Here is a 22,271-nt window from a genome sequence, read left to right on the forward strand (position 1 = left end):
AGGTCATATGAAGCGTTTTAGTCTGGCTGTGCTGGCGCTCGTTGTTTGCGCCGGGGCGCAAGCCGCCAGTGAAGAAGTGGAAATGAACCTGGTCACTGCGCAAGGCGTTGGGCAGTCTGTTGGTAGTGTAAAAATCAGCGAAACCGATAAAGGGCTGGAATTTGCGCCAGACCTGAAAGCCCTGCCGCCCGGCGAGCATGGTTTTCACGTCCATGCCAAAGGCAGTTGCCAGCCTGCGATTAAAGAGGGGAAAGCCTCTGCGGCGGAAGCTGCGGGAGGGCACCTCGATCCGCAACATACCGGCAAACATGAAGGACCAGAGGGCGCCGGACATTTAGGCGACCTGCCGGTGCTGGTGGTCAACAACGACGGTAAAGCGACCGACCCGGTGGTGGCGCCGCGTCTGAAAAAACTCGCGGATGTGAAAGGCAAAGCACTAATGGTGCACGTCGGCGGCGATAATATGTCCGATCAACCGAAACCGCTCGGTGGTGGCGGCGCACGTTACGCCTGTGGCGTTATCAAGTAAGCGTCCCTGCAGCCGGGGCTTGCTCCAGCTGCGAGAGCGCGCAATATAAGCGCCAGACAACCGAGGCCAGCTCCCGTGCGGCCGGCTGGTGATGTTTACCCAGCACCGCGCTAATCCGCTGCAGCTCGGCCAGCGTGGCAGAAAGTGTTCGTTGCTGGACGCCACGCTCACTCATCACATCCCGCAGTAAAACAATGCATAACTCGCGCACTTTGGCGAGGGGATCTGAGCGGATTTCCCAACCGCGTAACTGCCAGACAACATGCGAGCAATTTAACAACACGACGCCCCAGCGCAGCAGCCAGCGGCGTGCTTGCGCGTCCTGGCTATGACTTAACTGGCTAATGTGGTGATAAACCACCGATTCAAACTCATGCTCACTCAGTTGCGGCATGCGGCTTAGTTGATCGACAAAACTGCGGCGCAGCGTGCGAATGTGACGCCGACTTTTGCGGGCATCCGAGCCCGGACGTAAAACAGCGAATGCGAGCCACGCCAGCGCGACGCCTGAGATCTTCGCCAGGTTGTCGTTTAAGAAGTCCGCAAAGTCATAAACCGGTGGATTGGTCACTGCGATAAACGAGCCCATAAAAACAATCAATTGCCCCCACAACCCGGCGAGCTTTGGCATTTGCAGTTTCAACAATTGCAGGGTGGTTAACAGCGGGAAAAGAAACAGCAGAAACACTGCCAGCTCGCTGATTTGTACCATCAGGCCAAATTTCACCATAAAGCTGAACAGCGACAGCAAGACTAAGGTGCGTAGCAGCAGCGTCAGGGAGTTAAACGGCGCGGGTGAGACGGAGTAAAGCACACAGCTGATAGCCGCCAGCGTCAGCGCCGCCGAACCCGATTCCCACTGCGTATTGATGCTCCATGCGCCGACCAGACTCAGTGCGCAAAAGGTGCGAATGCCGCTCCACAGCGCTTCGGCATTATCCGTATAACGCATCAATCCCGGGCTTCTCGGCGGCGTATAACTGCTTACCGGCGAAGCATTCTCCACGCGCGTCAGCCAGCGGTTATTGGTGAGGTATAAACGACAAAAATAGCGTAACCGCTGCCAGAATGCGTGGTGCCGGTAATCATCGCTTATGCCGGGCGCGAGCGGGGCGATAATACGTGCGACGGTAAGCGCATCCGCGCGTGGATGAGCAAGCGCGGCGAGCAGTTGTTCGAGAATTGGGCGCAAATTTTCCGGCGCGTCGGGCCAGTTCAGTAGCATTCTGCGCAGGCTGGAGATCACACTGGTCATGCGCAACTGTTGGTGCAGTAACCAGGTCAGCAAACTGTTTTGCCGCCGAAAACGGTAATGGCTCCAGAACGCCTGAATTCGCAGTAAATTGGTGGTGAGGATCTGGCCGATAACGCTCTCATGGGCGGTGCGGATAGCGTCTGTGGTTTCTGGCCGCCACAGGAGGCTGGCATGTTCCAGCAACCGCGCATGCATTTTTTTCAATGCCGTCAGCAGGGCGGTTCCGTCCGCGTTGCCGGGCAGGATCATCATCATCATGCCGCCGCACAAAATCCCCAGAATCACTTCGCACACCCGCGCCTGAGCAATGACCCACAGCTCGGTAATATCGGTCACATCGACCATCGCAAACGCGATAATCGCGGCGGTATAACCCGCCAGTTGAAAGGCATAGGCGACATTATTGGTGAACTGCGCACAGGCACAGGTACAAAAGCCAATCCAGGTAGCCATAGCAAACAGAAACAGCCACGGATCGTTAAGCGTCTGACCGGCAATGATCAGCGCTGCGCTGGCTCCAAGCAGGCTCCCGGCAACACGTCCAAGGCTTTTACTGATCACGCCGCCGACGGTGGGAAAGCTGACAACAGCAGCGGATGTCATGGCCCAGTAAGGTTCATCGAGATCGAGATAATAAGCCACCGTGAGCGCCAGACACATCGCAATACCGTTACGCAGCGCATAACGCCACTGTCCGTACGTGGCTTTCACCCATGGCAGATTTTGCCAGAGCCAGACAGGGGATTTCATTACTGACCGCCAATCGCCACGGTGCAGGTGGTACCGGAAACCAGCGTCAGCCCGGCGGGCAGGTTATCAAACTGAATACGGACCGGCACACGCTGCGCCAGCCGTACCCACGGGACGTTTGGTTTGATATCGGCAACCAGGCCGCTGTCGGTCTCGACGCTTTGATCGTAAACCGCGCGACCAATGCTGGAAACGTGACCCTGTAACGTAATATCACCACTATAAAGCACGATTTTCGCTGCTGCCCCTTCCTGGATATGGCGCAATTTGGTCTCTTCGAAGTAACCCATCACATAAAACGAATGGCTGTCAACCAGTGCGAAAACCGGTTGCCCGGCGGTGGCGTAATTCCCGGTGCGGGCGGAAAGGTTGGTGACCCAGCCGTCCACCGGTGCCTTCACTTTAGTTTGCGCCAACTGCCATTGTGCCTGTGCCAGCTGCGCCTGCGCCGCCGCAACGCTTGCCTGTGCAGCTTTAACACTAATATTGGCAGTATCGAGATCTTCTGCGGAGATGTAGTTTTGTGAAAGATGGCGGCGGCGATTGGCTTCATTATTCGCTTTCGCCAGATCGGTTTGCATACGAGCCAACTGAGCCTCGGCGTTCAGTACGGCAATGTGGTAAGGCGTATCGTCGATACGAAATAGCAGATCGCCTGCTTTAACCAACTGGTTATCGTTCACTTTCAGTTCGGTGATGCTGCCTGAGACCTGCGGTGTGATACTGACCTGCTCAGCGCGGATCTTTCCGTCACGCGTCCAGGGGGACTGCATATAAAAGTTCCACATCCACCAGGCCGCGACAATCGCCACAGCCAGCACCAGGAGCGTGGAGAAATATTTCAGGGATTTCAGGCGCATAATTACCACACAATTAGCAAGCCGAGGGCGAGGCTCAGCGCAATAACAAATAAGGAGAGATCCATCAGGATGGGGTGCCAGATATCACCCGCATAAATCCACCCGCGCAACAGGCGATGAGCAATAAGCCAGAACAGGAAGCCCAGCATGACCACTTTAAATACGGGAGGGAAATAGACCGATGCGCCAAAAATCAGGTCTTGCAAGGGTAAGTTCGGGAAACTTGGGTTCAACTTCACACTTTGTGTCCTGTGCAACCTAACGGATCGCCAGATTGGTGATTATCATTAGATAAGTACCAACCACTGCGTGTTGCTAAGGCAGGTGGAATCTCAGCGTAAGCCCCGGCGAGAACCGCAATACATTTGTTTTACCAATATAAATACTGCAAACTATTCTAAAATGAGTATAATAACTTAGCAAGCTAATTATAAGGAGATGAAATTGGAATCGCCATTAGGTTCTGATCTGGCACGCTTAGTGCGCGTCTGGCGCGCTTTGATTGACCATCGCCTGAAACCTCTGGAATTAACGCAGACTCACTGGGTAACGCTGCATAATATTCATCAGCTGCCGCCCGATCAGTCGCAAATTCAACTGGCAAAAGCGATTGGCATTGAGCAGCCTTCGCTGGTGCGTACGCTGGATCAACTGGAAGAGAAAGGCCTTATTTCTCGCCAGACCTGTGCCAACGATCGCCGGGCAAAGCGGATCAAATTGACAGAAAAAGCGGACCCAATCATTGAAGAGATGGAGACGGTTATTCGTAAAACCCGGGGGGAAATACTTTCCGGGATCTCTGCGGAAGAACTCGATCAGTTGATTAAAATGATTGCCCGACTGGAACAAAACATCAATGAACTTCAGTCGCGAGACTGACCAGCAAAGCCTTGCATCCGCAAGGCTTTTTTATATCAACATTCAGTATCGGCAATATGAAAGGGCGGCCACTGGCGTGACCACCTGATGCGGCAATTAACGCGGGGAAACGGTAATCTGACGACCGTTGCTTGCCATCACGACGCGCTGGCCTGCGGAGAAACGGGTGTTACCCTGTTTCTGTACGACCATAATGGTGTTGCCATCATCTTTACGAATTTCCAGCTCAACACCCTGCGTTTTATTCAGTGAACCCTGGACGGATTGTCCTGCAACGCCACCGGCTACCGCGCCTGCTGCGGTGGCCAGAGAACGACCTGTGCCGCCACCAACGGTGTTACCAAGGAAACCACCCAGCACTGCACCGCCAAGCGCGCCGATGACATTGTTATCATCGCCACCCTGAATCTGTACCGGACGGACGTTAACAATGGTGCCGTAAGTGACATTCTGCACCTGTTTAGCTTCGGATGCAGAGTAGACATCACCGGAAAGCGTGTCGTTATTCACGCAGCCAGCCAAAGTAAAACCAATCAGCGAAACTGCCAGTGCACGTAACATCATTTATGAATCTCCTGTTCACCATGAAACGCCCTTGCGGGCATCCGACATGGTTAAATTATATGGCATTTTAGCAATACCAGGTCATATCTTCTGCCAAATCCCGGCAAAAATAATAATCAACGCGAGTTTAACCAGATTTAAACGAAGCGATTATAAGCGCAGCCCGGTGCAATTTCACTTAACGAAAATCCAGCCGATTGTTAAAAAGTGTTTGCAGCCGATGGCGTTAACCCCCGCTTTATGGTGGAGTGGTGCCCTTCGGTCACGCATTAAAGGAAGGCGTATGAAATCGGGTCGCTACATTGGGGTGATGTCTGGAACAAGTCTGGATGGGGTTGATGTGGTGCTGGCGGCAATCGATGAAACCATGGTCGCGCAGCAAGCGAGCCTGACGTTTCCGATTCCGCTGCCGTTAAAAGAGGCGATTCTTGGCATTTGTCAGGGGCAGCAACTCACACTCTCGCAACTGGGGCGGCTGGATACCCAACTGGGCCAATTGTTCGCCGACGCGGTGCTGGCGCTAATGGACCGAGAGCAACTCCACCCGGAAGATATCGTCGCGATTGGCTGTCACGGGCAAACCGTCTGGCATGAACCGACAGGTATTGCGCCGCATACTCTGCAAATTGGTGACAATAACCAAATCGCGGCGCGTACGGGTGTGACGGTGGTCGGTGACTTTCGCCGCCGTGATATCGCGCTTGGCGGGCAGGGCGCGCCGCTGGTGCCTGCCTTTCACCATGCACTGCTGGCGCACCCGGTAGAACGGCGCATGGTGCTCAACATTGGTGGCATCGCCAATCTATCGTTGTTGATCCCCGGTCAGCCGGTCCGGGGTTATGACACTGGCCCGGGCAACATGCTCATGGACGCGTGGATTTGGCGGCAAAAAGGCAAACCCTACGACAAAGATGCGCAGTGGGCGAGCGAAGGCAAAGTGGTGCTGCCGCTACTGCAAAACATGCTAAGCGATGCCTACTTTGCCACGCCCGCGCCGAAAAGCACCGGTCGTGAATATTTTAATTACAGCTGGCTGGAGCGCCACCTCGCGCACTTCCCGGGGTTAAGCGCCAGAGATGTGCAGACAACACTGGCTGAATTGACGGCGATGACAATATCCGAGCAGGTGCTGCTCAGTGGCGGTTGTGAACGCCTGCTGGTCTGCGGCGGCGGGAGTCGAAATCCGTTGGTCATGGCCCGTCTGGCGGGGCTGCTGCCAGGTACAGAAGTCACTACCACCGATGAAGCCGGTATCAGCGGCGACGACATGGAAGCGCTGGCGTTCGCCTGGCTTGCGTGGCGAACCCTGGCCGGACTGCCTGGCAATCTGCCATCCGTCACTGGCGCGTCCGCAGCCTCGGTGCTCGGCGCGATTTACCCCGCTAATCCGCGGCAGAATCAGAGTTAACCGCATTTCACTTTAGTTGCGCCGGGCTAGACTGACCAGGCTTAGGGAGGGCGTTTCGCCCTCCGTGACCAGGACCGTCCCGGGAATACTCTATGAAAAAAATACTCATCGCCTGTCTGCCTGCACTGCTTGCCGGATGCAGCTATTACAATCAGTTTGTAGAACGCATGCATACCGATACGCTGGTTTACCAGTGCGACGAAAAACCGCTCACCGTGAAAATTAATAACACTCGTCAGCAGGCGAGTTTTGTCTGGGATGATAAATTGCTGACTTTACAGCAAGGGCTTTCAGCCTCTGGTGCACGCTATACGGATGGCGTCTACGTTTTCTGGTCGAAGGGTGAGAGTGCGACAGTCTACAAGCGCGATCGCATTGTACTGAATAATTGCCAGCTTATTCCGCAGCGTTGAGATTTTTACAGGGGGGCGCATAATAAGCCCCACCTGATGATTACTTTCGCTAACGCCATGTCTGATAACGATCAATTGCAGCAAATCGCGCATCTGCGCCGTGAATACACTAAAGGTGGTCTGCGTCGCGGCGACCTTCCCGCCGAACCGTTGACATTATTTGAACGCTGGCTGGGGCAGGCCTGTGAAGCCCAGCTGGCCGATCCTACCGCGATGGTTGTCGCGACAGTGGATGAAAACGGCCAACCTTACCAGCGCATCGTGTTGCTTAAACATTACGATGAAAAAGGGCTGGTGTTCTATACCAACCTTGGCAGCCGCAAGGCGCATCACATCGAAAACAACCCCGCTGTCAGTCTGCTGTTCCCATGGCATATGCTGGAACGTCAAGTGATGGTCACTGGCAAAGCAGAACGGCTTTCAACGCTGGAAGTAGTGAAGTATTTCCATAGTCGCCCGCGTGACAGCCAAATCGGCGCCTGGGTATCGAAACAATCGAGCCGCATCTCCGCGCGCGGTATTCTGGAAAGCAAGTTCCTTGAACTTAAGCAAAAGTTCCAGCAGGGCGAAATCCCGTTACCCAGTTTCTGGGGCGGCTACCGCGTCAGTATCGACCAGATGGAGTTCTGGCAAGGTGGTGCCAATCGCCTGCATGACCGTTTTTTATACCAGCGTGAGAACGCTGCGTGGAAAATTGACCGCCTCGCGCCGTAATCCCTGAAAAATGTTGCTATAAGCGCTGGCACTCCGTGTTCCGGCGCTTTATTCTATCTGCCCCCCATGAAGTATCCTTTCGCATCTGGCGAAAAGTCGTGTACCGGCAAAGGTGCAGTCCGTTTTATACATGGAGATTTTGATGGCAAGCAGTAACTTGATTAAACAATTGCAAGAGCGGGGTCTCGTGGCCCAGGTGACGGATGAGGAAGCGTTAGCAGAGCGACTGGCGCAGGGCCCGATCGCGCTCTATTGCGGCTTCGATCCTACCGCTGACAGCTTGCATTTGGGGCATCTGGTTCCATTGTTATGCCTGAAACGCTTCCAGCAGGCTGGCCACAAGCCAGTGGCGCTGGTGGGTGGCGCAACCGGTCTGATTGGCGACCCGAGCTTTAAAGCTACCGAGCGTAAACTGAACACCGAAGACACCGTGCAGGAGTGGGTGGATAAAATCCGCAAACAGGTCGCACCGTTCCTCGATTTCGACTGTGGCGACAACGCCGCTATCGCTGCGAATAACTACGACTGGTTTGGCAGCATGAACGTGCTGACCTTCCTGCGCGATATCGGCAAACACTTCTCTGTTAACCAGATGATTAACAAAGAAGCGGTCAAGCAGCGCCTGAACCGCGATGATGTCGGCATCTCGTTCACCGAGTTTTCCTACAATCTGCTGCAGGGTTACGACTTTGCCTGTTTGAACGAATTGCATGATGTAGTGTTGCAGATTGGCGGTTCCGACCAGTGGGGCAACATCACATCGGGTATCGATCTGACTCGCCGCCTGCACCAAAACCAGGTATTTGGCCTGACGGTTCCGCTGATCACTAAAGCCGATGGCACAAAATTTGGTAAAACCGAAGGCGGCGCGGTGTGGCTGGATCCGAAGAAAACCAGCCCGTATAAGTTCTACCAGTTCTGGATCAACACCGCCGATGCGGATGTTTATCGCTTCCTGAAGTTCTTCACCTTTATGGATATCGCGGAAATTAACGCGCTGGAAGAAGAAGACAAAAACAGCGGTAAAGCGCCGCGTGCGCAATATGTGCTGGCTGAGCAGGTGACGCGTCTGGTACATGGCGAAGAGGGTTTAACCGCCGCTAAACGCATCACCGAAAGCCTGTTCAACGGTACGCTGAGTGATCTGAGCGAAGCCGATTTTGAGCAACTGGCGCAGGATGGCGTACCGATGGTTGAGATGGAAAAAGGTGCCGATCTGATGCAGGCGCTGGTTGATTCTGAGCTGCAGCCGTCCCGCGGCCAGGCGCGTAAAACCATCGCGTCCAACGCCGTTACCATCAACGGCGAAAAACAATCCGATCCGGAGTATTTCTTCACTGACGGCGATCGCCTGTTTGGTCGCTACACGCTGCTGCGCCGCGGTAAGAAAAACTACTGCTTGATCTGCTGGAAATAAAAACAGACCTGCCGAAGGGAGTGAGAAATCACTCCCTTCTTTTCATTGCTCCATTCTTGCAAGGCTACCAACAATGAAGAATATCCTCGCCATTCAATCGCATGTGGTCTTTGGTCATGCGGGGAACAGTGCCGCCGAGTTTCCGATGCGCCGCCTGGGCGTTAACGTCTGGTCGCTGAACACGGTGCAGTTTTCTAACCATACCCAGTACGGCAAATGGACCGGCAGCGTGATGCCGCCAGCCCATCTGACCGAAATTGTGCAGGGCATTGCGGCGATTGACCAACTGAAACGCTGTGACGCGGTGCTGACCGGTTATCTGGGGTCGGCAGAGCAGGGAGAGCATATTCTGGGCATCGTCCGTCAGGTGAAAGCGGCCAATCCACAGGCGAAATATTTCTGCGATCCGGTCATGGGGCACCCGGAGAAAGGCTGCATCGTTGCGCCTGGGGTTGCCGAGTTTCATGCCCGCCACGCTTTGCCTGCCAGCGATATCATTGCGCCAAATCTGATTGAGCTGGAGATCCTTTGCGAGCATGCGGTTAACACGGTGGAAGACGCGGTGGCTGCGGCGCGCAAGCTAATTGCGCAAGGGCCGCAAATTGTGCTGGTGAAACATCTTGCGCGTGCGGGACTGAGCACCGATCGCTTTGAAATGCTGCTGGTGACACCCAGTGAAGCCTGGCACATTAGCCGTCCGCTGGTGGATTTTGGCGCACGTCAACCTGTCGGTGTGGGCGATGTGACCAGCGGGTTGTTACTGGTGAAATTGTTGCAGGGTGCGAGCGTACGTGAAGCGCTGGAGCACGTAACGGCGGCAGTGTATGAAATTATGCTGGCGACTAAAAATTTGCAGGAATATGAACTGCAGGTGGTCGCGGCACAGGAGAGAATTGCGCACCCAGAGCATCTTTTTAGCGCCACATTGCTGTAAACAAGGCGGGGATCCCCGCCTTGTTTCATGCCCGCTAAACAGTGCCTTCGCGGGCAATCACATTTTACTGAATACCTTCTGCCGCCATTGCAGCTGCTACCAGAGGACGAGCTGCAACACGCGCCATATACGCGTCAATATTCGACAGACCTTCCATATTCAATTTCACCGCGCGCGCCCAGCGCAACACGGTAAACAGATAACCGTCGGCAATGGTAAAGTTTGCACCGCTGATCCACGCGTTATTGCTCAGGGATTCATTCACGTAGTGCAATTTTTTCTCAAGCAAGGCGCGTACGGTGGGTTTGTACTCTTCCGGTGTATCCGGGCGGAACAGCGGGGTGAAGCCTTTATGCAGCTCGGTTGCGATAAAGTTCAGCCACTCCAGTGTCTTGTAACGCGGCAAGGTGCCAACAGGTGCCAGTAACTGGCTCTCAGGTGCGCTGTCAGCAACGTATTGCATAATCGCCACGCCTTCGGTGATCAGCGTGTTGTCATTCAGCAGCAGCGCCGGAATTTGCCCTTTCGGGTTGATAGCAAAAAAATCATCGCCGTTTTCCAGACGTTTTTTCATCAAATCAACGCTTATCAGATCCACATCTTTTCCGGTCTCACGCAGAGCAATGTGCGATGCGAGAGAGCAGGCGCCCGGCTTGTAAAACAGTTTCATTATCTTTTCCTTATGGCTGATTTCCGGCATAGGTTATTACGCGGCGGAATAAAAAAAAAGCCGCTAACTTGCGTTAGCGGCTGAATAATTCGAGTTCCCCGCGGCGATTAAGCCGTAGCGGTTTCCGACGTTTCGCGAGTGGTATCTTCGCTCTGCGTCATGCGGTTCAGCTTCGGTGCGGTGACGATCATCAGCAAAGCGATAACCGCCGTGGCAATACCAATTTGCAGGAACACGGAGCCGTAGATGTTCAGTGACATCAGCGGATCGGTCACATTTTCCGGGATAGCCATCTGATTAGCCACATAGCCGGCGATAATGTTCGCGCCAGCCGTGGTCAGGAACCAGCTTCCCATAATGAAGCCCATCAGACGCTGCGGCACCAGTTGCGCAACCATCGCCAGACCGAGACCGGAGATCATCAGTTCACCGATACTTTGCAGGCCATAGCTTGCGATCAGCCAGCTTACGGAAACGATACCCGCCTCAGAGGCGAATTTCGTGCCCAGCGGCAGCACCAGGAACGCGCCAGAGCACAGCACCATACCGATGGCGAATTTGTGCGGCATCGGCAGTGTATCGCCCATTTTGTTATAGATAGCGGCCAGAATCGGGCTACCAATAATGATCCAGAACGGGTTCAGCGCCTGATACTGTTCAGGTTCGAAAGCGATACCAAACAGTGTGTGCTCAACGTTACGGATAGCAAAGAAGTTCAGCGATGTCGGCATCTGACTGTAGAGCACGAAGAAGACAATCGCTTGTACCATCAGAATGAAGGCGACGATCATTTTACGACGAGCAGCGCCTTTCAGCGCGAAAGTCTCTTTGGCGAAGATGCAGATAATACCCAGCGCCACAACGCCCAGCACCATACGTGCGATGCCCTGGTTGTGCAGCAGCCAGGTAGCGATAGCGATCAGCGCCACGATACCGACAATGGTCGCCAGCAGATAGCCAACGCGCAGCGGTTCGAAATCCGGTTTAGAACCGTGGTTTTTCACCCAACGTTTGCAGAAGGAGAAGTTAACGATGGTGATCAGCAGACCCACCACGCTCAGACCAAACGCGGTACTCCAGCCGAATTTCGCGGCCAGCCACGGTGTTGCCAGCATGGAGAAGAATGAACCGACGTTAACGGACATGTAGTACATGGTAAATGCACCGTCCAGACGCGGGTCGTCTTTGGCATAGCAGGTGGAGAGCAGGGAGGACGGGTTGGCTTTAAACAGACCATTACCCACGGCGATGGCCGCCATGCCCATATATACAATGCTCGCATCATGACCGGACCACGCCACCAGCGCATAACCGACGGCCAGCACGATCGCGCCCAGCATAATCACGCGTTTGGTGCCCAGCACTTTGTCACCCAGCCAGCCACCGATGGCAACCAGGCCATAAACCAGTGCGCTGAAGGAGGAGAACAGTGTAATAGAGTCCGCTTCTGACATACCCAGTTGTTTAACCAGGTAAACAGCCATAATCCCTTGCAGGCCGTAGTAACCAAAACGTTCCCATAACTCGATAGAGAAGATCAGATAAAACGCTTTCGGTTGTTTAAAAGCGTTCAGACTAACGCTTTCCGTTGGTTTGTTTGCAGTTGACACATATACCTCTTTTTTTACATCCCATATTAACGGGGGTGTTCAGCGCGCAATGACCAGAGTTCATCACGCTTATAGTTATATTGGGAGGGGAAAACGGCGGTTAATGTTCACTATCCAGCGCGTTCAGGCAAGTCTTTTGACATATTCTGTTACATAGATCCAGAGCATTACAATGCTCGGTGTTTTTATTTGTTATTCAGAGTTAAATTTCATCATGGAAATAAAAGTGGATTTTTCTACTACAGTCCGGGGGTTAGATTGCACATTAAGGCATATGTTCTGCTATTTTGGCTAAATGGTAGTGTATTGGGCTGGTTTATGTGATCAATCTGGTCATATCTCTTGCTAAACGTGATTAAAGTTTGCACTGCAGCCATTCCATGTACATTGTTAATCTCTTTTTTAACATTGTGTTAGCAATAGTCACCGAAATAGCCATCAGTTTGATTTTTTTCTTCTAAAAAAAGGAATAACCTTATTAAATACGCATAAGCGGACGATTATTTGCTCAATATCACGATTTGTGCGCAATCATTCGACGTTTTGAGTAATTTACAGAGACGTGAGCGTTATCACATAAAGTTATGACATAAAATCAGCGAGTTCCCTTATCCGCGATTCGTTGGATAACCAATCCGGGATCAATAACGAGACCTTTTCTGCTATTTGCCGCGCATTGTTCATGACAGGGGGCAGATACGCTGTCAGACTTGCCGCGGTCTTTATTAAACTGGAGTCGAAATATGAACTTTCATCCATGGCTCAATGCGTTACATATCGCAGCGGCCATCGTCTGGATAGGCGGAATGCTGGTGATGGCTGTCGTTGCCGGCTGGTGCGCAACACAAGCAGATAACACCGCGCGTGGCGCGCTGGCGGGCGATGTACGCCGCTGGAGCCGTAAAATCACCACGCCTGCAATGTTACTGCTGTGGGTTGCGGGTGCGGTAATGGTGATTGCGCACGGTCAAATGCCGCATCTGTGGCTGATAATCAAGGTGGTGGTAGTGCTGCTGCTTTCCGGTCTGCATGGTTTTCTCTCTGCCACGTTGCGCCGCATAGCGACAGGTGAAGCGGTGAAAGGCATGGGGGCTATTCGCAATGCCACCGGCATAACCATTGTCGCCGTTGCGGTGATTATTTTACTGGCAGTGATGCGCCCGTTCTGACGGGCATTAACTATCGACTTTACTGTCGTACTCGCACAGATCTTCGATAATGCAGGAGCCGCAGCGCGGCTTACGGGCGATGCAGGTGTATCGCCCGTGCAGGATCAACCAGTGGTGGCAATCGACTTTAAATTCAGCAGGCACCACTTTCAGCAGCTTCTCTTCAACTTCTTCAACGTTTTTACCCGGCGCGAAACGCGTGCGGTTAGAAACGCGAAAAATATGCGTATCCACAGCGATGGTCGGCCAGCCAAACGCGGTGTTGAGCACCACATTGGCGGTTTTACGCCCGACGCCCGGGAGGGCTTCCAGCGCGGCTCTGTCTTCCGGCACTTCGCCATTGTGCTTTTCCAGCAAAATACGGCAGGTCTTGATGACATTCTCCGCTTTGCTGTTAAACAAGCCGATGGTTTTGATGTACTGTTTCACCCCCTCGACACCGAGTTCCAGCATCGCTTTGGGCGTGTTTGCCACCGGGTAGAGCAGCGCGGTGGCTTTATTGACGCTGACATCGGTAGCCTGCGCGGAGAGCAGTACGGCGATCAACAACTCAAACGGCGAGGTGAAATTCAGCTCGGTAGTCGGGTGCGGGTTGTTTTCCCGTAAGCGGGTTAAAATTTCCAGTCGTTTTGCTTTATTCATTATGCCTTCCCGGGCGCGGCCTGAGTGCTGTCGTTTGCCGCAGTCGCCGCCGCTTCACGGCGTTTTTTCATCTTCTGATCGATAAGGTATTTCACCGCCAGCATCATACCGAGGCCAATAAACGCGCCCGGCGGCAACATTGCCAGCAGGAATGGAGAATCGGTGTGGAACACTTCTATGCGCAGCACTTTCGCCCAGCCGCCTAACAGCCCATCTGCGCCGTCAAACAGCGTACCGTTACCGAGGATCTCACGCAGGGAACCCAGCACGAACATGGCGCAGGTTGCACCCATACCAATAGCGAAGCCGTCGAGTGCAGAAAGTGCCGGGCCTTTTTTCGCCGCAAACGCTTCAGCACGACCGACCACGATACAGTTGGTGACGATCAGCGGAATAAAAATGCCCAGTGACTGGTAAAGACCGAACGCATAGGCGTTGATCAGCATTTGTACCGCACTGACCACCGAGGCGATGATCATCACGTAAATCGGGATGCGGATCTCATCCGGCGTCCAGCGACGCAGGGTGGAAATAAACAGGTTGGTCAGGGTTAACACCAGCGTTGTCGCCAGCCCCAGACCCAGTGCATTGGTGGCGGTGGACGTCACCGCCAGCAGCGGACACATACCCAGCAGCTGTACCAGCGCAGAGTTGTTTTTCCACAGCCCCTGAACAATAACCTCTTTGACTTCGCTCATCGCTTACTCTCCACAACCCGGTAAACGGGAAAGCTGTTCCGGTAGTGTCATCGCGTACAGGCCGGTCCGTTTTACCGCGTTAACAACCGCGCGTGGCGTGATGGTCGCCCCGGTAAACTGATCAAAATCACCGCCATCTTTTTTCACCGCAAAGTGACCATCGGTCGCGCCTTCAATCCGCTTTCCGGCGAAGTGGGTGATCCAGTCGGAAATACGCAGCTCAATCTTATCGCCGAGACCTGGCGTTTCATGGTGCTCCGTCACCCGCACACCCAGCACAGTGCCGCTGAAATCTGCGCCGACAAGCAATTGGATGGCGCCTGAGTAACCATCCGGTGCGGTCGCTTCAAGGACAGCGGCAACCGGCTTGTCATCTTTTTTGGCGATCCACACATGGTGTTGCCCTTTGCCAAGCGCCGGATCGCTGACCAGAAAACAGCTCTGTTGTAGCGCGTTATTATAGCTGTCGCCTGGGATCACCTGATCAAACAGCGCCTTTTGTTGCAGCGCAGCCTGGTCGGCAATGGTTGTTTTGGTCATTTGGTCTATTGCGGCGGTCAGCCCGGTAGAACCTGCGGCGAACAGCGCCAGCGTCACGCCATGTTTACGCATTGTCTTTAGCATGGCGGCTCCTTAACGATGCCCGTACACGCGCGGACGCGTGTAGTAATCAATCAACGGCACGGTAATATTTGCCAGTAATACGGCAAAGGCCACGCCATCCGGGTAGCCGCCAAAACTGCGGATAAGCCACACCAGCACGCCCGCCAGCGCGCCAAAAATCAGACGGCCTTTGTTGGTGGTCGAGGCAGTAACCGGATCGGTCAGAATGAAAAACGCGCCCAGCATGGTTGCGCCAGAGAACAGATGCAATTGCGGCGCAGCCAGCGATTGCGGGGCGAAAATCCAGCCGAGTGTGGCACAAATCGTCAGGGTCAGCAGGAAGCTTACCGGGATATGCCAGCGAATGGTTTTCTGCCACAGCAGGAACAGACCACCGGCCAGATAACCGAGGTTGACCCACTGCCAGCCCGCACCGGCCAGAACACCGCTATAGATAGGGGAGCGCAGGATCTGCTCAACGCTGTGTCCGGCATGCAATGAAGTTTTAAAGGTGTCGAGCGGCGTCGCCTGGCTGACGCCATCAATACCAATGCGCAGCGTTTCCATACTCGCGCCAGCGGCAGTGTGACCGGTGAAAATCACCTGTAACGCATCCATAAAGCCTGGGACGGTGCGTGCGATTTCATACGGCGGCAGCCAACTGGTCATCTGCACCGGGAAGGAGATCAACAGCACCACATAGCCAATCATTGCCGGGTTAAACGGGTTGTGGCCCAATCCGCCGTAAAGCTGCTTGGCGATAATCACCGCGAACACGGTGCCAAGCACCACCATCCACCATGGGGAGAAAGAAGGAATGCTGATTGCCAGCAGCAGACCGGTCAACAGGGCAGAGTTATCCGCCAGGATCGCGCCAACGTTCTGCTTGCGTAATTTCAGTACCAGTGCTTCGGCAGCCAGTGCGCTGATAATCGCAAGAATAAGCTGTATCAGCGTTCCCCAACCGAAAAACCACAGTTGTGCGGCAATGCCCGGCACGGCCGCGAGCGTTACCAGCAGCATAATACGTGAGGTCTGGCGCTGGTTATGGGTATAAGGGGAACTTGCGATTCTGAAAACCATTTAATCCTCGTTAACGGCTTGCTGTGCGGCCTTCTTCGCCTGAACACGGGCGATAGCTGCGGCGACGGCGGCTTTACGCGGGTCGTCATTGGCGGCCTGCGCAAAAGACGAGACCTCATCAGTTTGCGTGGCGGCTTGTAGTTGTTCTGATTTGCGCGCTTTGGCGCGGGCAATCGCCGCTTCAACGGCGGCTTTGCGCGGATCGACCGGTGCAGGTTCAGCCGGTGATTGTCCGGCGTCCGCCTGTGGTTGCTCAGTGTTTGCGGTCGATTCTGCGGGCTGGCTCTGCGCGAGCTTGCGCGCTTTAGCGCGGGCAATTGCCGCTTCCACCGCAGCTTTACGCGGATCGACCGGTGCAGATTCAGCTTGTTGTTCGGCTTCCACCTGCGGCTGCTCAGCGTTGGCTGCAGATTCAGCGGGCTGGCTCTGCGCGAGTTTACGCGCTTTAGCGCGGGCAATTGCCGCTTCCACCGCAGCTTTGCGCGGATCGACAGGTGCAGATTCAGCCAGCGATTGTTCAGCTTCCACCTGCGGCTGCGCAGCGTTGGCTGCGGATGCATCGGGCTGGCTCTGCGCGAGCTTGCGTGCTTTGGCGCGGGCAATCGCCGCTTCAACGGCGGCTTTGCGCGGATCGGCCGGTGCAGATTCAGCTTGTTGTTCGGCTTCCACTTGCGGCTGCTCAGCGTTGGCTTCGGACGCATTGGGCTGGCTTTGGGCGAGCTTATGCGCTTTAGCGCGGGCAATTGCCGCCTCAACGGCGGCTTTGCGCGGTTCGGCTGTTTCGTCCGTGGCGGCACTGTTTTCCGTCTGCAGCACTTTTTCTGCCTGGCGGGCGCGTGCCTGCGCTTTGCGTGCTTCACGCGCCGCAATCGCTTCGCTGTTATCGGGCTGGGCACCAGCCTGAATCACGACTGGCTGTGCGGCGGTCGTCTGTTTTTCGCGTACGCGCGCAAGCGCGGCATCAATCGCCTGCTGATCTTTAGCGGCAGGTTGAACTGCAGCCTGTTTATGACGCTGCTGGCGGGCAATTTTTTCACGCTCAAGGCGAGCCTGGCGCGCTTCAAAGCGTGCTTTGGCTTCGGCGTTGCGTTTTTCTTCCCCGGCGATGGCGTAAATCTCCGCCTTCTCCTGGCGGAAATATTGCACCAGCGGAATATTACTTGGGCACACCCACGCGCACGCACCGCATTCGATGCAATCGGAAAGGTTATGCGCCGTTGCTTTGTCGTGCTGCTGGCCTTTGCTGAACCAGTAGAGTTGCTGAGGCAGCAAATCGGCCGGGCAGACGTCAGCGCAGGCGCTGCAGCGAATGCAGCCTTTCTCTTCCTGCGGCTCGCCCATCTCGCTGGCGGAAGGCGCTAGCAGGCAGTTGGTGATTTTGACTACCGGCACATCAAGCCACGGCAGCGTGAAGCCCATCAATGGGCCGCCCATAATGACCAGTTGCTCAGCGGAAGGGCAGAAACCGGCGAAATCCAGCAGATGGCGCACCGGTGTTCCCAGGCGCGCCCAGACATTGCCTGGTCGGGTAACCGCTTCACCGGTCACCGTGACAACACGCTCCGTTAACGGCTCGCCGTCGATAACCGCGCGTTTAACCGCATACGCGGTACCCACGTTTTGCATCAGAATACCGATATCCGACGAACGCCCGCCGTGCGGCACCTGCTTGCCTGTGAGGATCTGCGTAAGCTGTTTGGCACCGCCGGAAGGATATTTCGTTGGGATGACTTTCAACTGAATATCATGGCTACCCGCCAGCACCGCACGCATCATCGAGATCGCCTGCGGTTTATTATCTTCGATCCCGATAAGCACCTGACGTGGTTGAAGAATGTGCGCCAGAATGCGCACACCTTCCATAATTTGCGCCGCGCAATCCTGCATTAAACGGTCATCAGCGGTGATATAGGGCTCGCATTCCGCAGCGTTAATAATCAGCGTGTCGATTTTATCGCCGCCGCCGTGCAGTTTTGCTGCGGTAGGGAATCCTGCACCGCCAAGCCCCGCAACGCCAAACTGATGGATACGTTCAATTAACGCTTCATAACTGTGGGAACGGTAATCAGGCCAGCCGTCACGATCAATCCAGCGATCTTCACCATCCGCTTCTATAATGACGCTCATCTCAGGCAACGCAGAGGGATGCGCGGTGGAGTGCGGCGCAATTGCGACCACGGTGCCGGACGTCGGCGCATGAACAGGTAACATACGGCCACGGCCACGGCCGCGCGTCAGCGGCTGGCCGCGCAGCACCTTGTCACCCACGCACACGCACAGTTCGCCTTCAGCGCCAAGGTGCTGCTTGAGAGGGATCACAAAGCGGTTCGCCAGCGGCAACTGGCGCAGCGGCGTACCGTTTGATTGGGTTTTCATTTCAGGCGGATGAATGCCGCCGTGAAAATCCCACAGTTTCTCTTTTCGGAAAGCGGAAAATAACTTAAGCATGGTGTTCCACAGGAATATTACGCACCGGAATGGACTGCAAATCCCATTTCCAGCTATGGGTGGTCGTTTCCACAGGACGCAATTCAATGCACTGCGTTGGGCACGGATCCACACAAAGGTTACAACCGGTGCACAGATCGCTCATCACCGTATGCATAGCGCGCGTTGCGCCGAGAATAGCGTCAACCGGGCAAGCCTGAATGCATTTTGTGCAGCCAATACAATTGTTCTCATCGATTACCGCCAGCATACGCACAGGTTCAAGCGCTGCGGCATCGCCATCAATCGGTTGCGGATCGACATTCAATAGCGCGGCGATTTTCAACATCACCGCTTCGCCACCGGGGGCGCAGCGGTTAATTTTTTCACCCTGCAGACCGACCGCCTCAGCGTAAGGGCGACAGCCAGGATAGCCGCACTGCCCACACTGGCTTTGCGGCAATAATTCATCCACGCGCTCAACGACCGGGTCATCCTCAACCGCAAACCGACGGGAGGCATAACCCAGAATTACGCCAAACAGCAGCCCCAGCACGCTCAGTGCGGCAACGGCTATGGAAATCGCACTCATATTACAGTTTCACCAGACCACTAAAGCCCATAAAGGCCAGAGACATTAAGCCCGCAGTGATTAACGCAATCGCATTGCCGCGAAAGGGCGCGGGCACATCGGCAACGGCAAGGCGTTCGCGAATCGCGGCGAACAACACCATCACCAGTGAGAACCCTACGGCGGCGGCGAAGCCATACAACGCCGACTGCATGAAATTGTGCCCAAGATTGATATTGAGCAGGGCCACGCCGAGCACTGCGCAGTTAGTGGTGATAAGCGGCAGGAAGATACCCAGCAGGCGATAGAGCGCCGGGCTGGTTTTGCGCACCACCATTTCGGTGAACTGCACCACCACGGCGATAATCAGGATAAACGCCAGCGTGCGCAGATAGACTAAATCCAGCGGGATCAGCACCCATGTATCGATGAGCCAGGCACAGATAGACGCCATCGTCATCACGAAGGTGGTCGCCAGTCCCATGCCCATTGCGCTTTCCAGTTTTTTGGAAACGCCCATAAACGGACACAAGCCAAGAAACTTCACCAGCACGAAGTTGTTGACCAGTACCGTTCCGATAAATAGCAGCAGATAGTCTGTCATTATGTGGCCTGAAATAAAAAAAGCCGCCTATTATCGGTCAAACAGCACCGGGCGACAACAGGATAACTGTAAGGTTATTACGGATTAACAAATGTCCTTTTCACGCGGCTTGAGCGCTTGAAATAGGGCACCATCAACGCGGCGGCAAGTAGCGGAAAGAGTAACTGACGCAGCGCCAGTTCATCGGTGACGGGAGCGAACGCAAAGGCTTTCACGGAGAGCAATACGCAAACCAAAAGCCAGATAATATAGTGCTTCGGCACGCTGCGGCGGCGTTTAAAAAAGGCGATAACCAGCCAGAAGGTGTAATACCAGATGGCAATAGCGAAGGCAAAAGAGACGAACCAAAGGATGGTTTGTTTCAGCGGTTGTGCGCCCAGCGCCGTTACCGACTGAGGTGTCATTAAGGCGGTAGCGTACAGCAATAATGCCAGCGAGGTGCTTAATAACGCGACCAGCAACCAGGCCAGAGGGCCGAGTAACCAGCCTCCGATTCTTTTTGCGGGAGTCGTTGTCATGCGTATTCCTCTGTTAGGGCATTAATGCTCTGAATGATTTCGCCGGGCGAGGAGTATAAAGCATTACACGACGAATGCCAGCGGCGTTACTGCACGTAGCGCCATACCGAGCGCGGAACGCACCCAATGTCAAACAGACGGCCGCCAGAAACCAGCTCAGCCCTGCGATGATCGGCTGCGCGGTACATGTTGATAATTTCACCGCTGTCGGTCAGCGTGTAGTTGAGGTGATCAAACAATTTTTCCAGACTTTCAAGCGAGCTGATTTTGCGGAATTTTAATAAATAGTCCTGAACGGTCATGTCGAGGGGTGTCCATATAATAAGAAAGAGGCAGAAAATATACGCGGGCTAATTTTGTACGAATAATAAACATTATTACCCGGGCGTAAATAGCGCAGGAATGGTCTGCCACTAAATTAAGAGTTTTCTTTTCAGGTGAAACCAGGCGCCAGAACAGCGCCCGGCTGTGAAGATTAACGCCCTTCGCCATGGCTGGCAATAAGCATATGACGCTTAATTGCACTTTGCGCGTTTTACGGCGGCAATTATTTCTTTTGTGCCGCGACGCTCTGTTCAGGGGGCTGATAATTATCGATATGGCTGGCAAAAACCAAAAGAATGGTCGATACGCCGAGCACCACCCAGCCCATTAATTCAATAATCCGATTGAAAATTCCGACCATACTTTTACTACTCCCTGATGTTTACTTTTGTCTGCGGCTGTCGATAAAAACCGACGCCCGGTTGCAGATTTAAGCAGATTTTTTAGGCAGAAACCAGGGCTGAGCGCGGTAAATTCATTCGTTTCGCTAATGGGTTGCTGAAGCGGTTGTCGCCACCTGGCAGATGGTGTGAAATAGACGTTCCAATAAGGAGAGACCACTCTATGAGCGATAATATCCGTGTCGGATTAATAGGTTATGGCTACGCCAGCAAAACATTTCATGCGCCGTTGATTGCCGGAACGGCGGGAATGGAACTGGCCGCGATTTCCAGCAGCGACGAAGCGAAAGTAAAAGCGGATTGGCCAGCCGTGCCGGTTGTCTCTGAGCCGAAGCATCTGTTTAACGATCCCTCGATTGACCTGATTGTCATCCCCACGCCGAACGATACCCATTTCCCGCTGGCCAAAGCGGCGCTGGAAGCGGGCAAACATGTGGTGGTGGATAAACCCTTTACGGTGACACTGTCACAAGCGCGTGAGCTGGACGCGCTGGCGCGTAGCCTCGGACGTGTGTTATCTGTGTTCCATAACCGCCGTTGGGACAGTGATTTTCTGACGCTCAAAGCCTTGCTGGCTGACGGCGCGCTGGGCGAAGTGGCTTATTTCGAATCGCATTTTGACCGTTTCCGCCCGCAGGTGCGTAACCGCTGGCGCGAGCAAGGCGGGCCCGGCAGCGGCATCTGGTATGATTTGGCGCCGCATCTGCTTGATCAGGCGGTTAACCTCTTCGGCTTACCGGTATCACTGACGGTAGATCTGGCGCAACTGCGCCCTGGCGCGCAATCGACAGACTATTTTCACGCGGTGCTTGCCTACCCGCAGCGGCGCGTGGTGCTGCACGGCACCATGCTGGCCGCCGCAGAATCGGCCCGTTATATCGTGCATGGCTCGCGCGGCAGTTATGTGAAATATGGGCTGGACCCGCAGGAAGAGTGCCTGAAAAGTGGTGCGCGGCTGCCGCAGGCCGACTGGGGTTATGACATGCGCGACGGCGTGTTAACCCGCGTTGACGGTGAAGATCGTAAGGAAGAGAACTGGCTGACGCTACCGGGCAACTACCCGGCCTATTACGCGGCCATTCGCGATGCGCTGAACGGCGTGGGGGAAAACCCGGTTCCGGCCAGCCAGGCAATCCAGATAATGGAACTGATTGAGCTGGGCATTGAATCTGCAAAACATCGTTCTACGCTGAGTCTGACCTGAAAAACTACCGCTCACGACAATGCG

The 22,271-nt window shown here is 54.5% G+C and carries 25 protein-coding genes; 9 read left to right on the plus strand and 16 right to left on the minus strand.

The genetic code is table 11. From position 1 onward, the window contains the following. Positions 1-7 precede the first annotated feature (7 nt). The gene (gene sodC / locus JKP81_RS11445; protein WP_016496288.1) at positions 8-529 is read left to right on the plus strand and encodes a superoxide dismutase [Cu-Zn] SodC; all 522 of its coding nucleotides are present in this window, start codon (positions 8-10) and stop codon (positions 527-529) included. Here sodC and JKP81_RS11450 read toward each other — a convergent pair. Genes JKP81_RS11450 through JKP81_RS11460 form a run of 3 tightly spaced genes read right to left on the minus strand, consistent with a single transcriptional unit; the run spans position 522 to position 3,633 of the window. Then, entirely contained in the window at positions 522-2,534 is a 2,013-nt protein-coding gene (locus JKP81_RS11450) for an FUSC family protein (protein WP_200551826.1), read from the minus strand. The two genes, sodC and JKP81_RS11450, sit on opposite strands and share 8 nt — an antisense overlap. Then, entirely contained in the window at positions 2,534-3,394 is an 861-nt protein-coding gene (locus tag JKP81_RS11455) for an HlyD family secretion protein (RefSeq protein WP_200551827.1), read from the minus strand. The genes JKP81_RS11450 and JKP81_RS11455 overlap by 1 nt, the downstream gene beginning before the upstream one ends. Positions 3,395-3,396: 2 nt before the next feature. Continuing rightward, positions 3,397-3,633, minus strand: a complete 237-nt coding sequence (locus tag JKP81_RS11460; RefSeq protein WP_200551828.1) for a DUF1656 domain-containing protein — start codon at positions 3,631-3,633, stop codon at positions 3,397-3,399. Positions 3,634-3,832: 199 nt separating this feature from the next. Between JKP81_RS11460 and slyA the strand changes: the two genes are divergently transcribed. Beyond that, entirely contained in the window at positions 3,833-4,273 is a 441-nt protein-coding gene (gene slyA, locus JKP81_RS11465) for a transcriptional regulator SlyA (protein ID WP_016496284.1), read from the plus strand. A 96-nt stretch (positions 4,274-4,369) separates the two neighbouring features. On the opposite strand, the gene slyB is transcribed toward slyA, so the two are convergent. Further along, the gene (gene slyB / locus JKP81_RS11470) at positions 4,370-4,837 is read right to left on the minus strand and encodes an outer membrane lipoprotein SlyB (RefSeq protein WP_200551829.1); all 468 of its coding nucleotides are present in this window, start codon (positions 4,835-4,837) and stop codon (positions 4,370-4,372) included. A gap of 283 nt (positions 4,838-5,120) precedes the next feature. Between slyB and anmK the strand changes: the two genes are divergently transcribed. The 5 genes from anmK (at position 5,121) to pdxY (ending at position 9,723) form a co-directional block, all read left to right on the plus strand. Further along, positions 5,121-6,245, plus strand: a complete 1,125-nt coding sequence (gene anmK, locus JKP81_RS11475; protein ID WP_200551830.1) for an anhydro-N-acetylmuramic acid kinase — start codon at positions 5,121-5,123, stop codon at positions 6,243-6,245. Between the two features lie 92 nt (positions 6,246-6,337). After that, entirely contained in the window at positions 6,338-6,658 is a 321-nt protein-coding gene (gene mliC / locus JKP81_RS11480; protein WP_017456609.1) for a C-type lysozyme inhibitor, read from the plus strand. Positions 6,659-6,715: 57 nt separating this feature from the next. Beyond that, positions 6,716-7,372 carry a pyridoxamine 5'-phosphate oxidase gene (gene pdxH / locus JKP81_RS11485; RefSeq protein WP_175272814.1) on the plus strand — a complete coding sequence of 219 codons (657 nt, stop codon included), beginning with the start codon at positions 6,716-6,718 and terminating at the stop codon, positions 7,370-7,372. A 142-nt stretch (positions 7,373-7,514) separates the two neighbouring features. After that, positions 7,515-8,789 (plus strand): tyrosine--tRNA ligase, encoded by a 1,275-nt coding sequence (gene tyrS, locus JKP81_RS11490; RefSeq protein ID WP_200551831.1) that lies wholly within the window; start codon positions 7,515-7,517, stop codon positions 8,787-8,789. A 73-nt stretch (positions 8,790-8,862) separates the two neighbouring features. Continuing rightward, entirely contained in the window at positions 8,863-9,723 is an 861-nt protein-coding gene (gene pdxY, locus JKP81_RS11495; RefSeq protein WP_200551832.1) for a pyridoxal kinase PdxY, read from the plus strand. Between the two features lie 64 nt (positions 9,724-9,787). Here pdxY and gstA read toward each other — a convergent pair whose 3' ends face one another. After that, the gene (gene gstA, locus JKP81_RS11500) at positions 9,788-10,393 is read right to left on the minus strand and encodes a glutathione transferase GstA (RefSeq protein ID WP_200551833.1); all 606 of its coding nucleotides are present in this window, start codon (positions 10,391-10,393) and stop codon (positions 9,788-9,790) included. Positions 10,394-10,500: 107 nt separating this feature from the next. Next, the gene (gene dtpA / locus JKP81_RS11505; protein ID WP_200551834.1) at positions 10,501-12,003 is read right to left on the minus strand and encodes a dipeptide/tripeptide permease DtpA; all 1,503 of its coding nucleotides are present in this window, start codon (positions 12,001-12,003) and stop codon (positions 10,501-10,503) included. 743 nt (positions 12,004-12,746) lie between these two features. On the opposite strand from dtpA, the gene JKP81_RS11510 reads away from it, so the two are divergent. Continuing rightward, on the plus strand, positions 12,747-13,172 hold the full coding sequence (locus tag JKP81_RS11510) for a CopD family protein (RefSeq protein ID WP_200551835.1): 426 nt from the start codon (positions 12,747-12,749) through the stop codon (positions 13,170-13,172). Positions 13,173-13,178: 6 nt separating this feature from the next. Here JKP81_RS11510 and nth read toward each other — a convergent pair whose 3' ends face one another. The 10 genes from nth to blr form a co-directional block, all read right to left on the minus strand. Next, complete coding sequence (gene nth / locus JKP81_RS11515; protein ID WP_016496272.1) at positions 13,179-13,814, minus strand: endonuclease III; 636 nt, start codon at positions 13,812-13,814, stop codon at positions 13,179-13,181. Beyond that, the gene (locus JKP81_RS11520; protein WP_200551836.1) at positions 13,814-14,512 is read right to left on the minus strand and encodes an electron transport complex subunit E; all 699 of its coding nucleotides are present in this window, start codon (positions 14,510-14,512) and stop codon (positions 13,814-13,816) included. The genes nth and JKP81_RS11520 overlap by 1 nt, the downstream gene beginning before the upstream one ends. A 3-nt stretch (positions 14,513-14,515) precedes the next feature. Beyond that, the gene (gene rsxG, locus JKP81_RS11525; RefSeq protein WP_200551837.1) at positions 14,516-15,136 is read right to left on the minus strand and encodes an electron transport complex subunit RsxG; all 621 of its coding nucleotides are present in this window, start codon (positions 15,134-15,136) and stop codon (positions 14,516-14,518) included. A 9-nt stretch (positions 15,137-15,145) separates the two neighbouring features. After that, complete coding sequence (gene rsxD / locus JKP81_RS11530; RefSeq protein WP_200551838.1) at positions 15,146-16,198, minus strand: electron transport complex subunit RsxD; 1,053 nt, start codon at positions 16,196-16,198, stop codon at positions 15,146-15,148. Continuing rightward, positions 16,199-18,646 (minus strand): electron transport complex subunit RsxC, encoded by a 2,448-nt coding sequence (gene rsxC, locus JKP81_RS11535; protein WP_200551839.1) that lies wholly within the window; start codon positions 18,644-18,646, stop codon positions 16,199-16,201. Then, complete coding sequence (rsxB, locus tag JKP81_RS11540) at positions 18,639-19,217, minus strand: electron transport complex subunit RsxB (RefSeq protein WP_016496267.1); 579 nt, start codon at positions 19,215-19,217, stop codon at positions 18,639-18,641. The genes rsxC and rsxB overlap by 8 nt, the downstream gene beginning before the upstream one ends. Position 19,218: 1 nt before the next feature. Then, on the minus strand, positions 19,219-19,800 hold the full coding sequence (rsxA, locus tag JKP81_RS11545) for an electron transport complex subunit RsxA (RefSeq protein ID WP_016496266.1): 582 nt from the start codon (positions 19,798-19,800) through the stop codon (positions 19,219-19,221). 77 nt (positions 19,801-19,877) lie between these two features. Next, on the minus strand, positions 19,878-20,318 hold the full coding sequence (locus JKP81_RS11550; RefSeq protein WP_200551840.1) for a DUF2569 domain-containing protein: 441 nt from the start codon (positions 20,316-20,318) through the stop codon (positions 19,878-19,880). Between the two features lie 86 nt (positions 20,319-20,404). Continuing rightward, positions 20,405-20,620, minus strand: coding sequence for a transcription modulator YdgT (gene ydgT, locus JKP81_RS11555; protein WP_016496264.1), 216 nt, complete (start codon positions 20,618-20,620; stop codon positions 20,405-20,407). Between the two features lie 245 nt (positions 20,621-20,865). Further along, positions 20,866-21,003, minus strand: a complete 138-nt coding sequence (gene blr / locus JKP81_RS11560; RefSeq protein ID WP_200551841.1) for a division septum protein Blr — start codon at positions 21,001-21,003, stop codon at positions 20,866-20,868. A 203-nt stretch (positions 21,004-21,206) separates the two neighbouring features. Here blr and JKP81_RS11565 point away from each other — a divergent pair, with 203 nt between their 5' ends. Further along, positions 21,207-22,247 carry an oxidoreductase gene (locus JKP81_RS11565; RefSeq protein WP_200551842.1) on the plus strand — a complete coding sequence of 347 codons (1,041 nt, stop codon included), beginning with the start codon at positions 21,207-21,209 and terminating at the stop codon, positions 22,245-22,247. Positions 22,248-22,271: the final 24 nt, after the last annotated feature.

The sequence above is a fragment of the Kosakonia sp. LAM2021 genome, assembly GCF_016620385.1.
GTDB classification, from domain to species: Bacteria; Pseudomonadota; Gammaproteobacteria; order Enterobacterales; family Enterobacteriaceae; genus Kosakonia; species Kosakonia sacchari.